The 22,352-nt window shown below is 39.5% G+C and carries 12 protein-coding genes, 2 tRNA genes and 3 rRNA genes; 6 read left to right on the forward strand and 11 right to left on the reverse strand.

The features are described from left to right. Window positions 1–161 precede the first annotated feature (161 nt). From kdpA to AB1278_RS18620, 7 genes are all read right to left on the reverse strand, one after another. Window positions 162–1,856 carry a potassium-transporting ATPase subunit KdpA gene (kdpA, locus tag AB1278_RS18590; protein WP_429816277.1) on the reverse strand — a complete coding sequence of 565 codons (1,695 nt, stop codon included), beginning with the start codon at window positions 1,854–1,856 and terminating at the stop codon, window positions 162–164. A 437-nt stretch (window positions 1,857–2,293) separates the two neighbouring features. After that, window positions 2,294–3,616, reverse strand: coding sequence for a sigma-54-dependent transcriptional regulator (locus AB1278_RS18595; protein ID WP_202840938.1), 1,323 nt, complete (start codon window positions 3,614–3,616; stop codon window positions 2,294–2,296). Between the two features lie 665 nt (window positions 3,617–4,281). Beyond that, a 5S ribosomal RNA gene (rrf, locus tag AB1278_RS18600) occupies window positions 4,282–4,389 on the reverse strand. A gap of 144 nt (window positions 4,390–4,533) precedes the next feature. Beyond that, window positions 4,534–7,288, reverse strand: a 23S ribosomal RNA gene (locus AB1278_RS18605). Window positions 7,289–7,441: 153 nt separating this feature from the next. Then, window positions 7,442–7,515: transfer RNA gene (locus AB1278_RS18610), tRNA-Ala, on the reverse strand. A gap of 82 nt (window positions 7,516–7,597) precedes the next feature. Beyond that, a tRNA-Ile gene (locus AB1278_RS18615) sits at window positions 7,598–7,671 on the reverse strand. A 223-nt stretch (window positions 7,672–7,894) separates the two neighbouring features. Then, window positions 7,895–9,411, reverse strand: a 16S ribosomal RNA gene (locus AB1278_RS18620). The 16S, 23S and 5S rRNA genes sit together here with 2 tRNA genes alongside, the layout of an rRNA operon. Window positions 9,412–10,865: 1,454 nt before the next feature. On the opposite strand from AB1278_RS18620, the gene AB1278_RS18625 reads away from it, so the two are divergent. After that, window positions 10,866–13,733: a M16 family metallopeptidase gene (locus AB1278_RS18625; protein ID WP_202843177.1), complete on the forward strand. Its 2,868-nt coding sequence runs from the start codon at window positions 10,866–10,868 to the stop codon at window positions 13,731–13,733. Window positions 13,734–13,848: 115 nt separating this feature from the next. Here the strand turns inward: AB1278_RS18625 and AB1278_RS18630 are convergent, their stop codons facing one another. From AB1278_RS18630 to AB1278_RS18640, 3 genes are all read right to left on the reverse strand, one after another. Beyond that, window positions 13,849–14,925, reverse strand: a complete 1,077-nt coding sequence (locus AB1278_RS18630) for a GNAT family N-acetyltransferase (protein ID WP_429816281.1) — start codon at window positions 14,923–14,925, stop codon at window positions 13,849–13,851. Next, window positions 14,922–15,920 carry a polysaccharide deacetylase family protein gene (locus tag AB1278_RS18635; RefSeq protein ID WP_429816284.1) on the reverse strand — a complete coding sequence of 333 codons (999 nt, stop codon included), beginning with the start codon at window positions 15,918–15,920 and terminating at the stop codon, window positions 14,922–14,924. The genes AB1278_RS18630 and AB1278_RS18635 overlap by 4 nt, the downstream gene beginning before the upstream one ends. Window positions 15,921–15,991: 71 nt before the next feature. Then, window positions 15,992–18,130, reverse strand: coding sequence for a S46 family peptidase (locus AB1278_RS18640; protein WP_202843186.1), 2,139 nt, complete (start codon window positions 18,128–18,130; stop codon window positions 15,992–15,994). A 292-nt stretch (window positions 18,131–18,422) separates the two neighbouring features. Between AB1278_RS18640 and AB1278_RS18645 the strand changes: the two genes are divergently transcribed. After that, window positions 18,423–18,908, forward strand: a complete 486-nt coding sequence (locus tag AB1278_RS18645) for a copper resistance protein NlpE (protein WP_238349695.1) — start codon at window positions 18,423–18,425, stop codon at window positions 18,906–18,908. Between the two features lie 41 nt (window positions 18,909–18,949). Here the strand turns inward: AB1278_RS18645 and AB1278_RS18650 are convergent, their stop codons facing one another. Then, the gene (locus AB1278_RS18650; RefSeq protein ID WP_202843188.1) at window positions 18,950–19,597 is read right to left on the reverse strand and encodes an MgtC/SapB family protein; all 648 of its coding nucleotides are present in this window, start codon (window positions 19,595–19,597) and stop codon (window positions 18,950–18,952) included. Window positions 19,598–19,817: 220 nt separating this feature from the next. Here AB1278_RS18650 and AB1278_RS18655 point away from each other — a divergent pair, with 220 nt between their 5' ends. From AB1278_RS18655 to AB1278_RS18670, 4 genes are all read left to right on the forward strand, one after another. Continuing rightward, complete coding sequence (locus AB1278_RS18655) at window positions 19,818–20,216, forward strand: immunity 22 family protein (RefSeq protein WP_202843190.1); 399 nt, start codon at window positions 19,818–19,820, stop codon at window positions 20,214–20,216. 137 nt (window positions 20,217–20,353) lie between these two features. Next, window positions 20,354–21,088 carry a protein phosphatase 2C domain-containing protein gene (locus tag AB1278_RS18660; protein WP_202843192.1) on the forward strand — a complete coding sequence of 245 codons (735 nt, stop codon included), beginning with the start codon at window positions 20,354–20,356 and terminating at the stop codon, window positions 21,086–21,088. Window positions 21,089–21,106: 18 nt separating this feature from the next. Then, window positions 21,107–21,562: a hypothetical protein gene (locus AB1278_RS18665; protein ID WP_202843194.1), complete on the forward strand. Its 456-nt coding sequence runs from the start codon at window positions 21,107–21,109 to the stop codon at window positions 21,560–21,562. Between the two features lie 11 nt (window positions 21,563–21,573). After that, window positions 21,574–22,284, forward strand: a complete 711-nt coding sequence (locus tag AB1278_RS18670) for a hypothetical protein (protein WP_202843196.1) — start codon at window positions 21,574–21,576, stop codon at window positions 22,282–22,284. Window positions 22,285–22,352: the final 68 nt, after the last annotated feature.

Raw genomic sequence — 22,352 nt, forward strand, 5'->3', positions numbered from 1 at the left:
TTATATCATTGTAAATCAATAGTAACCATCAAGGTCTGCCGGATAATAAGGATAGATATGGATAATATTAAGTGAACGTTTCGTAAGTGTCAGACTAGTTTCCTTACACTTTTCAGCTTCCTTAATGGTTGAATATTGATTTTAATTTTTAATGTTCAAATTTATTTTGAGAAATATTGAATCTGCTCTGCAATAGGGCCTAAAGTCAATGCAGGGAAGAAAGACAACGCTGCAATCAGTAAAATCACTGCCAGAGTCATGAATCCGAAAGTTGCCGTATCTGTTTTCAGTGTTCCTGAACTTTCAGGGATATATTTCTTCTGTGCCAACAGACCTGCAATGGCTACCGGTCCTATGATCGGGATAAATCTTGAGAGTAACAGAACAATTCCCGTTGAGATATTCCACCAGGGTGTATTATCTCCAAGCCCTTCAAATCCGGATCCGTTATTCGCTGCGGAAGAAGTAAACTCATACAGCATTTCACTGAAACCATGGAAGCCGGGATTATTCAATGTTTTTGCTCCAAATTCCGGTAGATAAGCCGTTAAAGCGGTTCCTGCAAGAATCAGGAAAGGATGGAATAAAGCGACGATCATAGCAATTTTCATTTCCTTTGCTTCAATCTTTTTACCCATAAATTCCGGAGTTCGTCCAACCATCAGACCACTGATAAACACGGCCAGAATGATAAAGATAAAATAGTTCAGAATTCCGACTCCACAACCTCCGTAGAAGCAGTTGATCATCATCGCAAGCAATTCATTCATTCCCGAAAGCGGCATTGTACTGTCATGCATTGAGTTCACAGATCCTGTTGAAATAACTGTGGTTGCAATACTCCAGTAGCCGGACGCTGCACTTCCGAAACGGATTTCTTTACCTTCCATAGCTCCCAGGCTGTTATCTGTTCCCATTTTTGTGATCAAAGGATTTCCTCCTGTTTCATTCACAATATTCGGAATGGTAAGTGCCAGAAAACCGACCGTCATTACCGTAAAAATCACCCATGAAAGTTTTCTTTTATTCAGATAAAAACCCAGTGCAAATACCAATGCAAACGGAATGATCATCTGAGCGATCATCTCTGTCATATTGGTCATATAATTGGGATTTTCAAGCGGGTGCGCAGAGTTGGCTCCGAAAAATCCACCTCCGTTAGTTCCCAAATGTTTGATCGCAACAAATGCAGATACAGGCCCTCTGGAAACATCAGCTTTCTGACCTTCCAGTGTTATAATGTGATCTTTTCCTTCGAATGTCATCGGACTTCCGTTAATAGAAAGTACTAAAGCCACAATTACACTTATCGGAACCAGGATCCTGACCATTGATTTGGTGAAATAATCGTAGAAGTTCCCAAGTTCGGTACTTGTTTTTTCTTTAAAAGCCTTGAAAAGGACAGCCATTGCCGCCATTCCCGTTGCTGCAGTGACAAACTGTAAAAACATCAGATAAAGCTGGCTCAGATAGCTCACTCCTGTTTCTCCTGAATAATGCTGTAAATTACAGTTCACTAAGAATGAAATGGTAGTATTAAAAGCCAGATCGGGTGACATATTTGGATTCCCATCAGGGTTCAAAGGAAGCCATGCCTGATTCAGCAAAAGAATGAAACCTATGATGAACCAAACCAGATTGATCGCCAGCATGGCATACATATTCTGTTTCCAGTTCATCTGGCGGGTAGGATTAATTCCCGAAACTTTATAAATTAACTTTTCAATGGGTTCAAAAACCGGATCCAGAAAAGTCTTTTTGTATCCGTAGACATTAGCTATATATTTCCCTAAAAATATTCCGATAACTAATGTGATAGCAAACATTGCTATAATGCCTAAAATCTCTGTATTCATGACTAATTAAAATTTTTCAGGTTTCATTAAAACATAACAGATATACACAAAGGCAAGTATTGAGAGGAAAAATAAACTCCACATAATTTATATTCTATCAAAAAATTCAACTGATTTATACAAAAGCCAAAACAATACTGCAAAAAGCAGAATTAAACTTATGAGCATCATATTTTAATCATTAGGGTTAAAAGGGTCAACAATGCGTACGATACAATCAGCAGACTAAAAGTAGAGTGCTCCCGTTTTTTAAACGTTTTTCTTGAAATTGTCATTTTTAAATATTTTATTCGAAGACTATATGCCAAAAGAAAGTCCATTCTGAAAAACAAACACCCAAACAATTGAATAACAATATATTAAAACTAAATACTAAACTATATAAAAACAGAAAAGCCTATCAAAATGATAGGCTCTTTATTAAAATGATAAAAGGTTTATTTTAATCCGTATTCTTCAAGTTTACGGTACAATGTGGCAATACCGATTTCCAGTAAACGGGCAGCTTCTGCCTTGTTACCTTTTGTATACTGTAGAACCTTCTGTATGTGAATTTTTTCCAGTGATCTGATACTTAAAGAATCACTTTCAGGAACAGCTTTTTCCGAATAATGGGGAAGACTTTCTGCGTCAAGGATATTGTTATCCATCAAAATCAAGCTGCGTTCCACGGCATTTCTCAGTTCACGGATATTTCCTTTCCAGTCGTTTCGTTCCAGTACTTTATAGTAATCAGGATTTACCTGAACTCCTGTCAGATGAAGTTTATGAGAAAAAATATCTATAAAATGCTTGGCAATAGCTTTCAGGTCTTCTTTTCGTTCTCTTAATGGCGGAAGCATGATCTCAAAGACATTCAGCCTGAAATAAAGGTCTTCTCTGAAATTTCCCTGCTTTATTTCATCTATCAGGTCTCTGTTGGTAGCAGCAATTAACCTGAAGTCAGATTTAGAAACTTTGGTTTCACCCATTTTGATAAATTCCCTGGTTTCTAAAACTCTGAGCAGTTTTGCCTGAAGTTCTATTGGCATCTCACCGATTTCATCCAAAAACAGAGTTCCTCCGTTAGCTTCTTCAATCAATCCTTTCTTATCTTTCAAAGCTCCAGTAAAAGCACCTTGTTTATGACCAAAAAGCTCGCTTTCCAGAATTTCTTTACTGAATGCTGAACAATTAATCGCTACAAAACTGTTTTTCTTCCTGTCACTTCCTTCGTGAATGGCACTCGCAAAAACTTCCTTACCCGTTCCGGTTTCCCCTGTAAGAAGAACAGCAGCATCCGTTAAAGCTACTTTTTCAGCCAGTTTCTTAGCCTGCAAAATAAGTGGTGATTTACCTATTATCTGATTAAACCCTTTCGTCACAGCCTGTTGAACAACCCTCGATTTATTGTCTTTTACCTTATCAAGAGCCTTATACACCAATGGGATTATTTTCTCATTATCATCTCCTTTCACCAGATAATCATAAGCACCATTCTTCATAGCCTGTACAGCATCCGTAATATTACCGAATGCCGTCATCAGGATAATTTCAAGCTGTGGATATTTAGTTTTGATAGCCTTTACCAGCTCTACCCCAAAAGCATCAGGCAGACGAACATCGCTCAGAACAACATCAAATTCATATTGCTCCAGCATCGTCATTGCCGAACGCGCCGTAGAAGCTTCTTTTACATTAAAATTCTCTTGGGAAAGGATCATTCCTAGTAATTTAAGGAGTTTGATCTCATCATCGATGATCAGAATATTTCCTGACATTGTAATTATTTTTGGAAAACTGGTACAAACTTATTGAATTTATTCGAGGAAAACGGGGTAATAGAAGGAAATAGTTTACTGAACACCACTTGAGATTTCAGGAGCTGTTTCCCGCTATCCATTCATACTCCTCGCGCCTGCGCTCCCGCCCTGAGCAAAGCCGCAGGGTCCCACACTCCAACCCATTCACCCTCCAACCCAGCTGCGGGGTAACCATTCCTATCGGGGCTAGGATGATGAATGAATCATCAATGATAAATTATAAAATGATGTAACGAAGTTCGGGATACCGATTCCGTGGTTATCTTTTCCAATGGAGTTATTGGTTGCAATGGCGTCTTTCTTTTTATTTGGCCTGCTTCTTTCCTACTGTGTCATTCCGCAGGAATCCAGCCTCCTTTATTAGAGTCTTAAAAGGATTTAAAAGGTAAAAGTAATACTTGAGTTATGTGCTAATACTTTGTTGAGACTCCTACGGAGTGACAATTGGAGTGTATGCTGTCAGCATAAGTAATAAATGATAGGTGATAGTTGATCAATCATAGTTGATTGATGTATCGTTTATCAATTATTATTCATTGCTTATTGCTTATAAGCTTAGCTTGGGTATAAAACAAAAAAATCCTTTATCACAATGATAAAGGATTTTTTAAAAATAAAATAAAAACTGGCGGCGGCCTACTCTCCCGCGTTAGCAGTACCATCGGCGCTGGTGGGCTTAACTTCTGTGTTCGGAATGGGAACAGGTGAGCCCCACCGCTAAAACCACCCTAAAGAAGGTATATAGCTTTAAGCATTAGGCCTGAAGCCTTAAGCTTATTGCGTTTTAAGCGATAAAAACTTTCACAAAGACAAAACCTTCGCTGCGCATAAAGAACTTGTCATTTATTATATTATAATTTCATATAGCAACCATAGGCTATAAATCTACGGGTAATTAGTACTACTTGGCTATGACATTACTGTCTTTACACCTATAGCCTATCAACGTCGTCATCTACAACGACCCTTAAAAGATGTCTCATCTTGAGGCGAGTTTCGCACTTATATGCTTTCAGTGCTTATCTCTTCCAAACGTAGCTACTCAGCGGTGCACCTGGCGGTACAACTGATACACCAGAGGTTTGTTCAATTCGGTCCTCTCGTACTAGAATCAAGCCCTCTCAAACATCTAACGCCCGCAATAGATAGAGACCGAACTGTCTCACGACGTTCTGAACCCAGCTCGCGTGCCACTTTAATGGGCGAACAGCCCAACCCTTGGGACCTTCTCCAGCCCCAGGATGTGACGAGCCGACATCGAGGTGCCGAACCTCCCCGTCGATGTGAGCTCTTGGGGGAGACTAGCCTGTTATCCCCGGAGTACCTTTTATCCTATGAGCGATGGCCCTTCCATACGGAACCACCGGATCACTATGTCCTGCTTTCGCACCTGATCGACTTGTTGGTCTCACAGTCAAGCACCCTTATGCCATTACACTCTACGCACGGTTACCAAGCGTGCTGAGGGTACCTTTGAAAGCCTCCGTTACTCTTTTGGAGGCGACCACCCCAGTCAAACTACCCACCACGCAATGTCCTTCTGAAAGAAGTTAGGCTCCAAGTAAGTAAAGGGTGGTATTTCAACGTCGGCTCCACAAACACTAGCGTGCCTGCTTCAAAGCCTCCCACCTATCCTACACATTACTTACTCAAAGTCAATACGAAGTTATAGTAAAGGTTCACAGGGTCTTTTCGTCCCATTGCGGGTAATCGGCATCTTCACCGATACTACAATTTCACCGAGCTCGTGGCTGAGACAGTGCCCAGATCGTTACACCATTCGTGCAGGTCGGAACTTACCCGACAAGGAATTTCGCTACCTTAGGACCGTTATAGTTACGGCCGCCGTTTACTGGGGCTTCAGTTAATGCCTTCGCTTACGCTAAGCACCTTCCTTAACCTTCCAGCACCGGGCAGGTGTCAGACCCTATACAGCATCTTTCGATTTAGCAGAGTCCTGTGTTTTTGATAAACAGTCGCCTGGGCCTCTTCACTGCGGCCACCATTGCTGATGGCGTCTCTTCTTCCGAAGTTACGAGACTATTTTGCCTAGTTCCTTAGCCACGACTCACTCGAGCACCTTAGGATTCTCTCCTCGACCACCTGTGTCGGTTTTGGTACGGGTTGCTTCACTTCGGCTTTTCTTGGATCAGATTACACTACAGCAGCTTCGCCCGAAGGCTAGGCCTTGACTATTCCGTCAGTCTCCAGCAGCTACATCCAACCGTCCCCTTTTATTGTGAGCAAGTATGGGAATATTAACCCATTGTCCATCCACTACCCCTTTCGGGTTCGCGTTAGGTCCCGACTAACCCTCAGCTGATTAGCATGGCTGAGGAAGCCTTGGTCTTTCGGTGAGCAGGTTTCTCGCCTGCTTTATCGTTACTTATGCCTACATTTTCTTTTCTATCCGCTCCACAATACCTCACAGTACTGCTTCGGCGCAAATAGAATGCTCTCCTACCAGATATATCTAAAATATAAATCCATAGCTTCGGTAATATGTTTATGCCCGATTATTATCCATGCCGGACCGCTCGACTAGTGAGCTGTTACGCACTCTTTAAATGAATGGCTGCTTCCAAGCCAACATCCTAGCTGTCAATGCAGTCCAACCGCGTTGTTTCAACTTAACATATATTTGGGGACCTTAGCTGTTGGTCTGGGTTCTTTCCCTCTCGGACATGGACCTTAGCACCCATGCCCTCACTGCCGTAGAACATTTATTAGCATTCGGAGTTTGTCAGGAATTGGTAGGCGATGAAACCCCCGCATCCAATCAGTAGCTCTACCTCTAATAAACTTATATACGACGCTGCACCTAAATGCATTTCGGAGAGTACGAGCTATCTCCCAGTTTGATTGGCCTTTCACCCCTACCCACAGGTCATCCGAAGACTTTTCAACGTCAACCGGTTCGGTCCTCCACTCTGTGTTACCAGAGCTTCAACCTGCCCATGGGTAGATCACAAGGTTTCGCGTCTAATCCTACTAACTATGCGCCCTATTCAGACTCGCTTTCGCTCCGGCTCCGGTACTTAATACCTTAACCTCGCTAGTAAAATTAACTCGTAGGCTCATTATGCAAAAGGCACGCCGTCACAGCATTACGCTGCTCCGACCGCTTGTAGGCGTACGGTTTCAGGTTCTATTTCACCCTTCTATTCGAAGTGCTTTTCACCTTTCCTTCACAGTACTTGTTCACTATCGGTCTTTCAGGAGTATTTAGCCTTGGAGGATGGTCCCCCCATATTCAGACAGGATTTCACGTGTCCCGCCCTACTCATTTATCATCTTAATATGCCTTTCGAGTACAGGATTATCACCTTCTATGATTGTTCTTTCCAGAACATTCCTCTAAACATAAAAAGACTTTTGGGCTAATCCGCTTTCGCTCGCCACTACTTACGGAATCTCTTCGATTTCTTTTCCTCCGGGTACTTAGATGTTTCAGTTCTCCGGGTTTGCTCCTCTTGCGAGGTGACATATCTTCAATATGCCGGGTTGCCCCATTCGGATATCTGCGGATCAATTCGTGTGTGCCAATCCCCGCAGCTTTTCGCAGCTTACCACGTCCTTCGTCGCCTCTGAAAGCCTAGGCATCCGCCATACGCCCTTAACGATTTCTTTCCTATTGGTTACTCAAGCGCTTTATGCGCTCGGTTTTCTCTTTGTGATGTCTTTACCGTTAATGTCAATGATCTTAATGTCTTTCTTTTGGTTTAGTAAACAATTGTTGTTGTTGGCTCCAATCGTAACTTTTAAACTAAACCTCCAAAACTGTGGAGAATAAGGGAGTCGAACCCTTGACCTCCTGCGTGCAAGGCAGGCGCTCTAGCCAGCTGAGCTAATTCCCCCTCTAGGTGCTGCAGGCCTTACGCTATAAGCTTTAGGCGTATCGCCTACTGCTTCCAGCTTAATGCTTACCGCTTTAATTAGTAGTCTCGGGCAGGCTCGAACTGCCGACCTCTACATTATCAGTGTAGCGCTCTAACCAGCTGAGCTACGAGACTGTCTTTTAGACGTAAAAGATGATAGACTGATAGATAATAGACTAATTTCTTCGTCTTTCTCTCTCTGCTTTTATCTTCTTTGCCTCTCTCAATCCCTTTACTAATTTCTAGTGGGTTTTGTATTTTTAATATAAATCAACCAAACAAAAAACTAAAGCTATGCTTTAAGTAAGTATTTTGTATCTTACGATACTGATTTTGTTTAACGTCCTAAGACGCTCTAAAATGAGATGTTCCAGCCGCACCTTCCGGTACGGCTACCTTGTTACGACTTAGCCCTAGTTACCTGTTTTACCCTAGGCAGCTCCTGTTACGGTCACCGACTTCAGGTACCCCAGACTTCCATGGCTTGACGGGCGGTGTGTACAAGGCCCGGGAACGTATTCACCGCGCCATGGCTGATGCGCGATTACTAGCGATTCCAGCTTCATAGAGTCGAGTTGCAGACTCCAATCCGAACTGAGACCGGCTTTCGAGATTTGCATCACTTCGCAGTGTAGCTGCCCTCTGTACCGGCCATTGTATTACGTGTGTGGCCCAAGGCGTAAGGGCCGTGATGATTTGACGTCATCCCCACCTTCCTCTCTACTTGCGTAGGCAGTCTCACTAGAGTCCCCAACTTAATGATGGCAACTAGTGACAGGGGTTGCGCTCGTTGCAGGACTTAACCTAACACCTCACGGCACGAGCTGACGACAACCATGCAGCACCTTGAAAAATGTCCGAAGAAAAGTCTATTTCTAAACCTGTCATTTCCCATTTAAGCCTTGGTAAGGTTCCTCGCGTATCATCGAATTAAACCACATAATCCACCGCTTGTGCGGGCCCCCGTCAATTCCTTTGAGTTTCAAACTTGCGTTCGTACTCCCCAGGTGGCTAACTTATCACTTTCGCTTAGTCTCTGAAACTTACATTCCAAAAACGAGTTAGCATCGTTTACGGCGTGGACTACCAGGGTATCTAATCCTGTTCGCTCCCCACGCTTTCGTCCATCAGCGTCAGTTGTTGCTTAGTAACCTGCCTTCGCAATTGGTGTTCTAAGTAATATCTATGCATTTCACCGCTACACTACTTATTCCAGCTACTTCAACAACACTCAAGACCTGCAGTATCAATGGCAGTTTCACAGTTAAGCTGTGAGATTTCACCACTGACTTACAGATCCGCCTACGGACCCTTTAAACCCAATAAATCCGGATAACGCTTGCACCCTCCGTATTACCGCGGCTGCTGGCACGGAGTTAGCCGGTGCTTATTCGTATAGTACCTTCAGCTACCCTCACGAGGGTAGGTTTATCCCTATACAAAAGAAGTTTACAACCCATAGGGCCGTCGTCCTTCACGCGGGATGGCTGGATCAGGCTCTCACCCATTGTCCAATATTCCTCACTGCTGCCTCCCGTAGGAGTCTGGTCCGTGTCTCAGTACCAGTGTGGGGGATCACCCTCTCAGGCCCCCTAAAGATCGCAGACTTGGTGAGCCGTTACCTCACCAACTATCTAATCTTGCGCGTGCCCATCTCTATCCACCGGAGTTTTCAATACCGAATGATGCCATTCAGTATATTATGGGGTATTAATCTTCCTTTCGAAAGGCTATCCCCCAGATAAAGGCAGGTTGCACACGTGTTCCGCACCCGTACGCCGCTCTCAAGATCCCGAAAGATCTCTACCGCTCGGCTTGCATGTGTTAGGCCTCCCGCTAGCGTTCATCCTGAGCCAGGATCAAACTCTCCATTGTATGTTTGTCTGACTCACTCAAAGTTTTTAACGCTTTAGTTTTTCCTTACTTGGTTGTTATATTGTATGTCAATGATCTTTATATCTTTCGCTTTTCAACGAAGCAATCTCTCTGTCAGTGTCGCTCCGTATTTGCGAGTGCAAAAGTAAAACTTTATTTTTTAATGACCAAATGTTTTTGAAGAAAATTTTAAAGTTTTTTAAGTAACCTTAATTCTTCTCAAAACCTCAATCTCTATACTCCTGCGCTCCCTCTAATTGGGACTGCAAAGATACAAACTCTTTTTTAACCGGCAACTTTTTTTACAAAAAGTTTTAAAGTTTTTTTCGTCTGTTTCTTTTTTGAAGTAATATCGTTCCTGCCTATCTAAAGGCGCTTCTGCGCTACTGTTCTACTCTCGTTTTCAGTGGGGCAAAGATAGTAACTTCCTACAACGCAAAACAAGTTTATTGAACATAAATTTTACATTACGGTGATATTTGTTCCTAAAGGACTGGGTAGCAGGGGGAAAAATTTTAAACATTTGTTTGGAAGATCGGGGTGAGAGCGTGGGAGTGTGGGAGAGTTTGAGTGTTTGAGTGTTTAGGGGGAGAGAGGGATGATTCGGGGTGCGGGATGCGAGGATTTGGGGTAACTATGATCAAATAAGGTATATATTATATAGAGACCAAATTATATAAGAGAGCTGACTTTCTTCGACGAAGACTAAAGAGTATATTTATATATAATATAGAGCAATAAGATTTAACTCCTATACCTGTAATTAATTAAAATGTTTCGGCTCAGCTTAGGATGACATGCCTAATACTAACTGTTAAAAGGCCTTAGACATTATACTGGCATTTCACTTCCTTTCAGACTCTCGTAAAGAAGCTTGGATTCCTGCGGAATGACACAATGAGATAGAGATTTAGACTCACTAACCACCTTTCATAGAAATCAGAAATATTGAAAACGCAATACTAATGTTACTGCTCTACCCGGCAATCCGAAACCCGCGACACAATAACCTCAGCCCCTGTACCCTCTTACCCCAAAACCATCATTCATCATTCATCATTCATCATTAACGACTCCTACCCTAGCCCTGATAGTAATGGTTACCCCGCAGCTTGGGTTAGAGGGTGGGTGGGTTTTAGGTGTGGGGGCCTTCGGCTTCGCTCAGGGTGAGAGCGCTGGAATGCGCGGGCGCGAGGAGTATGAATGGATAGCAGGAAATAGCTCCTAATAAAGTTCGAGAGTTGGAGGGTTGGAGGGTTTGAGAGTGGAAAAGTTTGAGGGTTTGGAATGAAGAATTAAAAAACTTATTTCTTTCTGCATAGCTGATTCTTGCTTATAATTCACTTTTTCAACCGCAGTAATAGATGTAATAATGATAAAAAAGGATCAACATTTTTTTTGAATCCTTACATTTGTAGTCCATTCCGGTTTCTAAGGAATGAAATGAGTTTTATATGACAGACAGAAAATATAAGGAAACGGTACATACAGATAAAAACCAATACGAATATATTACGGTAGCCCATGACGAAAATAACGTCAGAATCTATACTTTGAACAATGGATTAAAGGTTTTTCTTGCTCAGAATTTTGATGCTCCGAGAATACAGACCTTCATTCCGGTAAGAACAGGAAGTAATAATGACCCGGCTGATAATACGGGGCTGGCTCATTATCTTGAGCATATGATGTTTAAAGGGACTTCAAAAATCGGAACTCAGAACTGGGAAAAGGAAAAAGAACTTCTTGATCAGATCTCGGCTTTATATGAAGAACATAAAGCGGAACAGAATCCTGAAAAGAAAAGGGAAATCTACAAGAAGATCGATGAAGTTTCCCAGGAAGCCAGCCAATATGCCATTGCCAATGAATATGATAAAGCGATTTCTTCTCTGGGAGCCAGTGGTACCAATGCGCATACCTGGTTTGATGAAACGGTTTACAAAAACAATATTCCGAATAACGAACTTGAAAAATGGCTGAAAATAGAGAAGGAAAGGTTCTCTGAAATTGTACTTCGCCTTTTCCATACTGAGCTGGAATCGGTGTATGAGGAGTTCAACAGGGCGCAGGACAATGACACAAGACTTGTGAGTTATGAACTTATGGATGCTCTTTTCCCGACTCATCCCAACGGGCAGCAAACCACGCTGGGAAAACCGGAACACCTGAAAAATCCATCGATGAAGGCTATTCACAAGTATTTTGATGAATATTATGTTCCCAATAATTATGCTATGGTATTGGTTGGGGATCTTGATTTCGATGAAACGATCCAATTAATTGATCAGTATTTTGGGACTTTACCTTATAAAGAGCTTCCTGCAAAAACACCCATTACTGAACAGCCTATTACAGAAGTTGTAGCCAGAACAGTAAAAAGCCCTACTACTCCACGTACTCAGCTTGCATGGAGAACAGATAGCTATGGAACAAGAGAAGCAATGCTGGCTGATATAGTTGCCAATATTCTCAGCAACAGAGGAGAAGCCGGATTATTGGATTTACACATTAACCAGACGCAGAAGATGCTTTGGGCTCAAGCCTTTTCTGTAGGACTAAGACAGTATGGATATTTCTCCATTGTTGCGGTTCCTAAGGAAACACAGACTCTGGAGGAAGCAAAGAATATGGTATTGGATGAAATTGAGCTGATCAAGAAAGGAGATTTTCCGGACTGGATGCTGCCAGCCATCATCAATGATTTCAAACTTCAGAGAATGAAAGGTCTTGAAACCGCCGAAGGCCTTGCCACCAATCTTTACGATTCTTATATAAAAGGAAGAACCTGGGAAGAGGAACTGAATGAAATGGATGAGTATGCCTCTTTCACCAAAGATGACGTAGTGAATTTTGCCAATGAGTTTTTCAAGGAAAACTATGTGGTTGTGAATAAAGAAAAAGGGGTAAACGACAAACTGATCAGAGTTGAGAATCCAGGTATCACTCCTGTTAAGATCAACCGTGATACGCAGTCAGAGTTTCTGAAAGAGATTTTAGCGGATAAAACTGAGGATATCAAGCCTGAATTTATTGATTATCAAAAAGAAATCGTTACAGATCAGCTTAACGGAAAGAAATTAAGTTTCGTAAAGAATAAATACAACGATATTGCTCAGGTACATTTCATTTTCTCTTTTGGAAGTGATCATGACAGAGATTTAGGGGTTTCAACTCAGCTTCTTCAGTATTTGGGAACTGATACCCTTTCGCCGGAGGATTTAAAAAAGGAATTTTTCAAAATCGGAATCAGCAATGATTTTAAAACAACGAACAATCAGCTGACCATCTCGCTGAGCGGACTGGAAGAGAATATAGAAAAAGGAATTGCCCTTCTGCAGCATTGGATGCGAGATGTACAGCCTGATCAGGAAATCTATAATCAGTTTGTGGGAACAGTACTGGAAAACCGTCAGGCCATGAAGAAAGATAAAAACCGGATTATAACAGCCCTGAACAATTATACAAAGCTGGGTAGCAACTCACGTTTTACGGATGTTATTTCTAAGGAAGAGCTTGAAAACAGCAGTGCTGAAGTTTTTACAGACAGAATGAAAAAGCTTTTCCAATATCCTTATCAGGTATTTTTCTATGGTAAAAATTTTGAAACCTTTACAAAATACATTGGTGAATACATAGAACCTGAAAGCCTTCAGATACCAGCTGCCAAACTGTATCCGGAACCGGCAACCGGAGGAAACGTGTATTTCATCAACTATGATATGGTTCAGATGGAAATGAGCAAGATTGGTAAAGGAAACAAGGTGAACCCGCTTCATTTTGGAAAAATCAATGTTTTCAATGAATATTTTGGAAGAGGGTTATCTTCCATTGTTTTCCAGGAGATGCGGGAAAGTAAAAGTCTTGCCTACTCTGCTTATGTTTCTTATGCCGCGAACTCGGAACTGAACCATCCCGATTATGTAACGACCTATATCGGAACCCAGCCTGACAAGCTTATGATCGCTGTAGATACCCTGAATGAACTGATGAACGAGCTTCCGGAAGTTCCTATTCAGTTTGAGAATGCCAGAAATGCAGCTTTGAAACAGATTGCTTCAACAAGGGTTACCCGAAACAATATATTCTTCAATACCTTAAGACTGCAGAAATTAAATATCTATCATGATTTCAGAAAAGATATTTATGAACAGATCCAGCACTTGGCATTTGAGGATATCAAGCATTTTTATCAGACAGAAGTCAAATCAATACATTTTAACACCGCTATTATCGGCAAAAAAGAGAATCTTGATATGGAAGCTGTCAACAAAATGGGGATATTTAAAGAAGTAAGTCTGAAAGATATTTTTGGACATTAAAAAACAAACCGCCTGATCATTCTATCGGGCGGTTTGTTTTTTTATAAGTAATGAATGATAATTGATCACGTGTAGCTCATCCTTCATCATTCATCATTCATCATTCATCATTCTATTACGTCATCATGCAATCTCCGTCACCATCCTGATAGTTTGGGTTAAAATGACCGGGAAGCAATTCCAAAAGATTTTTATGAAACAGGTACTCCCTTTTAAAATCACGTTCATAGATAGGGGAAAATACTTTTGACTGTTGTATTTCCCTGTTTAGTACGGTTTGATAAGAAGTAAAGCCTTTTACTTTATGACTCACGATGAAATACTGTAAAAACCGGATAACCTCATCGAAATTACCGTCCGTAAAAAGGTAAGGTATTTTAAGATAGCCATCACGGAGCTGCAGCAGAAAACAGGATGTAATCTTGTTATTTTTATTTAAAATTTTGATCCAGAAATATTTAAAGCTGTCGGCAAAACTTGAAAACAGGTATTTTTCATCTTTTTTGCCTTCCAAAACCCAGGGATTTTCTATAAAAGAATTGATTTCGTCTGCATTGCGCATCCCGGGAAACCTGTTCATAAAATCTGCACTTTCTTTGTCGATGTGATCCAGAACTTCATATTTAAAATCTGGTTTTGGTGCGGCCAGGTTCTTTATTGAGATCACTCCATTGGCGGCAGCATCCAGAATTTGAAAAAGAGGTTTTAACGGTTGTGTTCCCGGTTTCTTTTCAGGAATCATTTTGGTGGCATCGGTTCTGAAGTAGTAGCGTTTGCCATCTTTGGGAAAGACATATTCAAAAACACCCATAATATTGTAGAGTGCTTCTGCTTCTTTGGTAAATTCTGTAATGGCAATCCGGCCTTCGTATTCTTCAAAAACTTTTTTCAGCAATGCTTTCGCCGGTCTTTTTTTTCTGTATTCCGGGTTTACATACAGGGTACTGAGCCAGGCATAGCGGATTTCTTTTCCATCAATGATAAAACAATCCGGAAAACATCCCACATAACCGATCAGTTTTTCTTCATAAAAAGCAAGAATGAGAAGTGTATCATGATCTGATGCTTTTGGATTCTGAATATGAGACAGCGCACGGTGTCTAGTAACCGGAAGGAAATCATACTGCCGGAAAGCTCCGGAGGATATAAAATCTTCCAGTTCTTTTCTATTGAATGTTTTCAGCGTTATCATTTTCTCACAATCGTATTTTTATTCATCAGGCTTTTCAATCTGAAGTAAGCTGTTTCTTTTTTCAATATCTGTGCTCCGCTCTCTCCCATTTCCATTGGAATTCTTTGAAAGTTTCTCTTCACACTGTCCAGTTTTATACCGGCACACCCAAAGCTGCAGTAGATCTCTTCATTTTTATAAAGTTCATCAAAAAAATCTTTCTTTACTTCAAAATCGGTAAAAGGGAATGCAAAACTTTCGTACAAAAAGCCATTTTCTTTTAAATAGGCAAAAGTTCTGTCGGTTGTTGTCATTTGTTCTTTCAAAGACAAATCGCCATATTTGGGATGATCCCAGCTGTGCGAAGAAATTCCAAAACCTTTACGGGTCAGTTCCTGTAATTCTTCTGTATTTAAGTAAGGTTGATATTGTTTTGAATAGGCTTTAAAATCTACCTCAAGTTTTTCACCAAGCTGATCCAGAATTTCTTTTTCCTGATAATTTATGGATAAAATTTTCTTTTGTAAAACCCTTCTATCCAAATTTTTCAGCGACAGGATAAAATAAATTTCGGGATCTATGGTTTTTATTTTTTCAGCAGCATCGGCAAGAAGGCTCGCTTTGCATCTGAACATCATCTCTTTATTGTCTATGAAAGCCGGATTGATAAAATTACAGGCATATATTCCTTTTCGTTCCAAAATGGGAGCCGCAATATCGTAAAACTCTCTGAAACCATCATCAAAAGTTAAAAGGGCAATTTTTTTTGAAGGTTTAAAGCTTCCGGCCCTATAATCCTTAAACTCCTGCCAGTTCACAAACTGAAAATTACTGGCCATGTGATCCAGATCGTCTTCAAATTGCTGAGTAGTCTTATAACGGATCACATGTTTTAAATGAGGAAGTTCTTCGTCGGAAACACTGTGATAAAGAGGCAGACAGTAATCCAGCGGAAATGATTTTCCGATATTCCCAGTTTCAAAAGCTGCCAAAACATTGATGATCCTTTCTTTCATCCTATTGTAAATAAAAAAGAATCTATTCAAAATTAAATTCAAATAGATTCTTAAAGGTATAACTTTTAAAATTATTTTATGATCTTCATTTCATCAACAAGCCATCTTGAGTCTGCGAACTTATCAATGATGAAAAGGATATATTTTGTATCTACCATGATGTTTCTGCTGAAACGCGGATCATAGTTGATATCACTCATTGTTCCTTCCCACTGTCTGTCGAAATTCAATCCGACAAGGTTTCCGTTAGCATCAAGAGCCGGGCTTCCTGAGTTTCCTCCGGTTGTATGGTTGGTAGCAGTGAATCCTACAGGAACATCACCTGTTTTATCTTTATAGATTCCGAAATCTTTTTTGTTGTAAAGATCAATCAGTTTCTTTGGAACATCAAATTCGTAATCTCCGGGAACATACTTTTCCATTACTCCTGCAAGGTGAGTCTGGTATCCGTAAGAAACGGCATCTCTAGGAGTGGAACCTTTCACTTTACCGTAAGTTACACGAAGCGTTGAGTTGGCATCCGGGAAGAATTTTCTGTCTTTATCCGTCTTCATCTGCTGCGCCATGAATTTTTTCTGCAAAGCATCAATTTTTGCCTGCATTGAAGTGTATTGCGGATCTGCAGTTTTCATATAGGTTTCTTTCATCGAAACATATAATTGATAAATAGGGTCTTTCTTTAAAGTTCTGATCAGTTTATCCTGATTAGAAAATGCTTTATCAATATCAGCAGTTAAAGTTCCTCCGTTTACAGCAGTTCTTCCTGTAATGACAGAGTTTTTAGACATATCTTCTACAACAGGAATATTAGCGTTCTCATCTTTATATTTGCTGAATCCTGCCGGTAAAAACTGTGGTGCTGTTTTATTAACGTACAAAGCCAATAGTTTTGCAGTTACTTTTGCATCAAGCTCAGCACTGTAATCTTTATAGAAAGAAGTTAATTTCGTTTTCAGCTTTGATAGTTCTTTTTCATCCATTCTTCCTGCTTCTACAGACGCAACGAAATCATAATAATCACCAGCTAATTTCAAAGTCTCCGCATTTTTGATTACTTCTGTATAGTAAGCGTTGTTTAATGCATAAGGAGCCTGATCGTTGTACAGTTTATTCAGCTGATCCAAAGTAGTCTTGATCTCAGGATTTTTAGCGACCAAAGAACCTTCATACATTACTTTCTTTTCTACAGCATTGGATTTTTTCAATCCTTCTACTTCACCGATCCATTTTTTCCAGTAGTTGGCTACTGAAGCATATTTTGAAGCATATTTGATACGGGTTTCATTGTCAACACGCATTTTTTCGTCCAACGTTTTCAGAGCCACATCACGTACCGCAATTCTTGCAGGGTCAATATCTTTCATGATCTTCTCTACAGCGATTGCAGGAAGGTATTCTGTAGTTCTTCCCGGGAATCCGAAAACAAAAGTAAAATCGTTCTCGTTTTTATCTTTGATAGAAACCGGTAAATAGTGCTTTGGAACGTATGGTACATTGTCTTTTGAATATTCTGCAGGTTTGTTGTTCTTGTCTGCATAAATTCTGAACATCGAGAAATCTCCGGTGTGTCTCGGCCAAACCCAGTTGTCTGTGTCGCTTCCGAATTTACCGATGCTTTGAGGAGGAGCTCCTACAAGACGGATATCTTTATACGTTTCGATGGTATAAGCATAGTATTTGTTTCCATAATACATTGGTTTTACCATGATCGACTGGTAAGATTCAATTTTCTGAGAGTTTTTATACACCTCAATATTGTTGTTGATCTTTTTAGTAAGTTCAGGTTCTGTAAGATTGTCCGTACCTTCTAAAATAGGATCAGTAACTTCTTTTATATCTACAATAAAATCTACTTTTACTCCCGGATTAGGAAGTTCACCTTCTGTATTTTTTGCCCAAAATCCGTTTGAAAGAAGATCATTCTGAACGGTAGAGTGTGCCTGAATCTGCCCAAAACCACAGTGATGGTTCGTTAAAAGCAATCCTTTAGGCGAAATAATTTCTGCAGTACATCCGCCGTTAAACTGTACAACCGCATCTTTAATGCTTGGTTTCTGAGGATTGAAAATATCTTTTGCAGAAATCTTCATTCCTAAATCCTTCATTTCCTTTTCATTCAGCTCTGTAGGAATCCACATTCCTCCATATTGTTGCGCAAATGCCATTGCAGCTGGCAAAAGAAATACAGATAAAAGTATCTTTTTTGTCATAATCAAAATTTTGCCCCAATTTACAAAGAAAAATAGGAACAGGCTTTATAAAACGGGTGGAAAAGTTACTAAGAGTTCGTTTTTGGAAAATAGTGATGGTCAATAGTGAATCTTGCTTCACAAGTGAATAGTGAATTTTTATAATCAAACAGTAAGTAAATTCATTAAAAATTGACAAGCGGAGCGAATTGACTATTCACCATTGCTCAATCTGCTGTTCAATGTTCTTCTGGCTCAATTTTTGTTGATTGGAAGTAACTTTATTATTAAAAACATCCTTAAATTAATTATTATGATGAAAAGTAAAATGCTCATGTTGGGAATGGCATCAGCTCTGTTCCTTGCTTCATGTTCTAAAAAAGAAACCACTGAAACAACAGCGACTACAGATTCTGCTACGGCTGTACAACCTGTTGCTGCAGACAGCATCACTAAAGCTACTCCTACAGCTGCTGGTGATACGTCTGAAAATGCTCTGGACTGGGCCGGAACTTATGAAGCAACAGTTCCTTGTGCAGACTGTCCGGGAATCAAGACTTCTTTAACATTGAATGATGATAAAACATTCAGTATCACGGAGGAATATCTTGAGAGGAATTCAAAAAATCAGGATAAAGGCACTTTTGAATGGGATGCTACAGGAAGCATGATTACTTTAAAAGGGAAAACAGCCCAATATAAATATAAAGTGGGTGAGAATATGTTGATCCAACTGGATATGGAAGGAAAAGAGATCGATGGCCCTAACAAAGATCTTTATGTATTCAAGAAAAAATAAAAATAAAGGCTCCGGCCTTTATTTTTTTGCTCTTTTACGGTCTAAAACTGATACGCTTTAATTTTCGGATCATCCACCAGACTGCTGATGACTTCCTCATGATGGCTATTTTTTCCGGTAAGCCTCCATATAACGGTAAAGCTTTCCTGGGAATATTGCTGTTTGAGCATCTGATATCTTAAATGATTTTCTTTAAATATATTTTCACAATATTTAATATCCTGCGAGTCTGTTACGGCAATTTTGTATTCCCTTACTTTATTATAATTATCAATAAAATTCTGGAGATAAGTCAGGGCACTTAAAATAAGTAATACCAACGTTGTCCCCAACAATGCAATATAAACATAGCCGGAACCTACAGCCATTCCAATAGAAGCAGTTGCCCAGATAGTGGTTGCTGTGGTAATCCCTTCAATTTTATTATCGCCTTTGAAAATGACTCCTGCGCCCAGAAATCCGATTCCTGTAATAATATTGGCGGCAAGACGATCCGGATTTTCCACACCTATTTTTATAGAAAGTATCGTAAAAAGGCAGGCACCGAAGCAAACGAGAATAAAGGTCCTGAGACCGGCCGACTTATTACGGTATTCACGTTCAGCACCAATAAACAGTCCTAGAATAACTGAAATAAGGATCAGCAGCAATTCATTTTTAATAATATAATGGTCCTGAAGAAAATCCATCTTTTATAATTTAAACAGAGAATAAATTTACAATAAATCCTATTAAGGAACTATCTTTGCTGAGGAGATTTTGCGTTGCTGCCCCAAAAATTTGTTTCACGAAAAACTTTTGTAATGTTACATTTTAATTGCGGAAATTTTCTTGTATAAAAGGGATATTCATCAACACGGGAAAATGTCACTTAAAAAAAATCAAAAAAAATAATACTTATATACAATTATGGATAAAGAAATTTCACACTTCTGGTTAGGATATTTCAAGAATGAAGAAGATTTTTATAGCTTCATAGAAGAGGATGAAAACTACTATATAGAGGAAGAAACTGATGATCAGTATGTTTCCAGGTTTGCAGAATCACAGAGCATCAAATGGTTTGATGATGATTTTATAGAATATGGTTTTGAGGATGAAAGCCTTAGTCTTTATGATAAGTTTGCAGAGTATTCTTATGCTGACCAATGGCTTCCGGTTCTGGAAAACAAATTAAACGAACTCAGTCTGGATACGCCCGTAAATGCTATTATTTTTGCGACAAGATTTGTGATTCCTAATCCGGTTTCTGTAGAAAATGATGATTTTTCACTGCATTATGTGGGAGAAATAGAATACGATATTTAATAACCAAAGCAAAACTGCTTTCTCAACACCGGCAACAAGTGATTTCATGAGACGTGTGATCACTTGTTGCTATTTTTATACCTATAATGAGGATGAAATAAGGTTACATTAAAAAAATAAATCTATTTTAGCATGTAATGAATTTATATTCTACTCTACAAATCGGAGATTATCATATTAATCATTGTGAAGATGATCTTCTCATCAAAAAAATCAGTTCTGATAAGATTTTGTGTGCTGTGATGGATGGATGCTCTACAGCTATGGACAGTCATTTTGCGTCAACACTTACTGGAAAGATTTTACGTAAAATCATTATTGAAAACGGTTACAAGGCTTTATATGAAAAAGGCAGCCAGCAGAGTCTGGAAGAAGAGCTCAAAAAAATCATAAAAGGTTTATTCAATGAACTCAAATTTGTAAAAAATCATCTGATGCTGGACGAAAAAGAGTTGTTATCTAGTCTTATAATCCTGGTTTACGACATCACAAAGGACGAAGGATTCATCCTAACCATTGGTGACGGAGTTGTCTGTATCAATGGAAATATCACAGAATTTGACCGTAATAATAGACCGGATTATTTAGCTTATCATCTTTATGAAGACTTTGAAGAATGGTATCCCCGTCAGTCTCAGAAATTATTTTTTGATTGTCTGGATGATGTTTCCATTGCTACTGATGGTATTTTGAGCTTTTCAAAAATTAAAAAAACGAATTCTGAAGAAATGATCAATTTTGCTGAATATTTAATGATAGACCGTCAGAATAGCGAAACTGAAGAAATGCTTAACAGGAAACTAAAGCAGTTGGAACATCAATACGGAGTAAAACCTACAGATGATTTAGCCATGATAAGAATGATAAAATAATCCAGATATTTGAACATCATGAAAGAATTCAAACTTAATCAGTTCTACTCTTTTCTGAAGAGGTGGCTCATTATTACCATCTTTATTTCAGTGGTTACATTCTTACAATTTTACTGGTCAATGGGAACCCTTTCAGAACGTGTTTCAAGCGGCTGTATAGACTGTTCATTTTTTGAAGATGCGGTGTATATATCCCTTATAGCCGGTGGGTTCTTATCAATTGTCTTTTCTCTGCTTTTCTTTGTTAAAAAGATTGTCTTCAAGGCTTCAGTCGAATTCCTGTTCCTGATCTTTGTCTGGTTATTTTGGAACTACACCCTATTTGTAGACAGGGAATCTTCCTGGAGTACTTACGACTTCAATTCAGAAATCCAATATACAGTTTCACTTTCCTTTCTTCCTGTTACCGTACTGGGATGTTTATGTGTCATAATTTTACATTATCAGGAAATAAAAGCTAGATTTGTATCTTAAAAAACAAACCATTGAAAAAAATCTTTTCTACTTTACTTTTTGCTTCTTTAATTGCTTATTCATGTAACAAAACCAAAACACAGACTCCGAAAAACTCTTCGGGCATTATAAAAAAGGATATGGCACCAGTTCAGAAGGAGCAGTTGACAGCAGGAAAACAAGTCTCAGATTTTGTATCCAGTCAATATGAAATTCAATACGAAACCGAAGGTGATCTCAACCAGGACGGACTTCCTGATAAAGCATTGATTCTTAGAAAAAAAGACGACACTTTAGCACAGAGAACCATGATAGTCCTTCTAAAGAATCCTGACAAAACATACCGGTTATTTAAAAGTTCTGAAACCGTTCTTCCCGATGAATACAATGAATCTGGCTATAAAATACACGATCCTGAAGACATCAGTATTGAAAAAGGAACATTGAATATCAATCTCTATGATATCGGACCTTATGGTAATCAGTTCAGTAAATTCAAATATGTGAATGACAACCTGATTCTTACCTATATTGAAACGTATAATATGGGTGCGGGTTCCCACTCTGCCCTCTATTATGAGCCTATGAAAGGTAAAGTAATACTGGAAACGGTAAATACCATGGAACAAGAAATGCCATCAGAAACTAAAAAAGTACAGGTAAAAAAAGAAAGATTTTTATTTGAAAATGTTTCTCCTGATGATGTTGTCACCAATGTTTACAATTCTGTAGAACAAGAGTAAGCTGTCCAGTTCTAACAAAATAAAACTTCCGCCTACAAGACGGAAGTTTTTTATTTAAAGTATGATTT

Source organism: Chryseobacterium sp. NRRL B-14798, from assembly GCF_050470705.1.
In the GTDB taxonomy this organism is placed as follows: Bacteria; Bacteroidota; Bacteroidia; order Flavobacteriales; family Weeksellaceae; genus Chryseobacterium; species Chryseobacterium cupriresistens.

What these genes read in the sequence shown, in the direction of transcription:
- AB1278_RS18630 (WP_429816281.1), bottom strand. Translation starts at nt 14,925, where the DNA reads ATGATAACGCTGAAAACATTCAATAGAAAAGAACTGGAAGATTTTATA.
- AB1278_RS18595 (WP_202840938.1), bottom strand. Translation starts at nt 3,616, where the DNA reads ATGTCAGGAAATATTCTGATCATCGATGATGAGATCAAACTCCTTAAA.
- AB1278_RS18645 (WP_238349695.1), top strand. Translation starts at nt 18,423, where the DNA reads ATGATGAAAAGTAAAATGCTCATGTTGGGAATGGCATCAGCTCTGTTC.
- AB1278_RS18635 (WP_429816284.1), bottom strand. Translation starts at nt 15,920, where the DNA reads ATGAAAGAAAGGATCATCAATGTTTTGGCAGCTTTTGAAACTGGGAAT.
- AB1278_RS18655 (WP_202843190.1), top strand. Translation starts at nt 19,818, where the DNA reads ATGGATAAAGAAATTTCACACTTCTGGTTAGGATATTTCAAGAATGAA.
- AB1278_RS18640 (WP_202843186.1), bottom strand. Translation starts at nt 18,130, where the DNA reads ATGACAAAAAAGATACTTTTATCTGTATTTCTTTTGCCAGCTGCAATG.
- AB1278_RS18665 (WP_202843194.1), top strand. Translation starts at nt 21,107, where the DNA reads ATGAAAGAATTCAAACTTAATCAGTTCTACTCTTTTCTGAAGAGGTGG.
- kdpA (WP_429816277.1), bottom strand. Translation starts at nt 1,856, where the DNA reads ATGAATACAGAGATTTTAGGCATTATAGCAATGTTTGCTATCACATTA.
- AB1278_RS18625 (WP_202843177.1), top strand. Translation starts at nt 10,866, where the DNA reads ATGACAGACAGAAAATATAAGGAAACGGTACATACAGATAAAAACCAA.
- AB1278_RS18660 (WP_202843192.1), top strand. Translation starts at nt 20,354, where the DNA reads ATGAATTTATATTCTACTCTACAAATCGGAGATTATCATATTAATCAT.
- AB1278_RS18650 (WP_202843188.1), bottom strand. Translation starts at nt 19,597, where the DNA reads ATGGATTTTCTTCAGGACCATTATATTATTAAAAATGAATTGCTGCTG.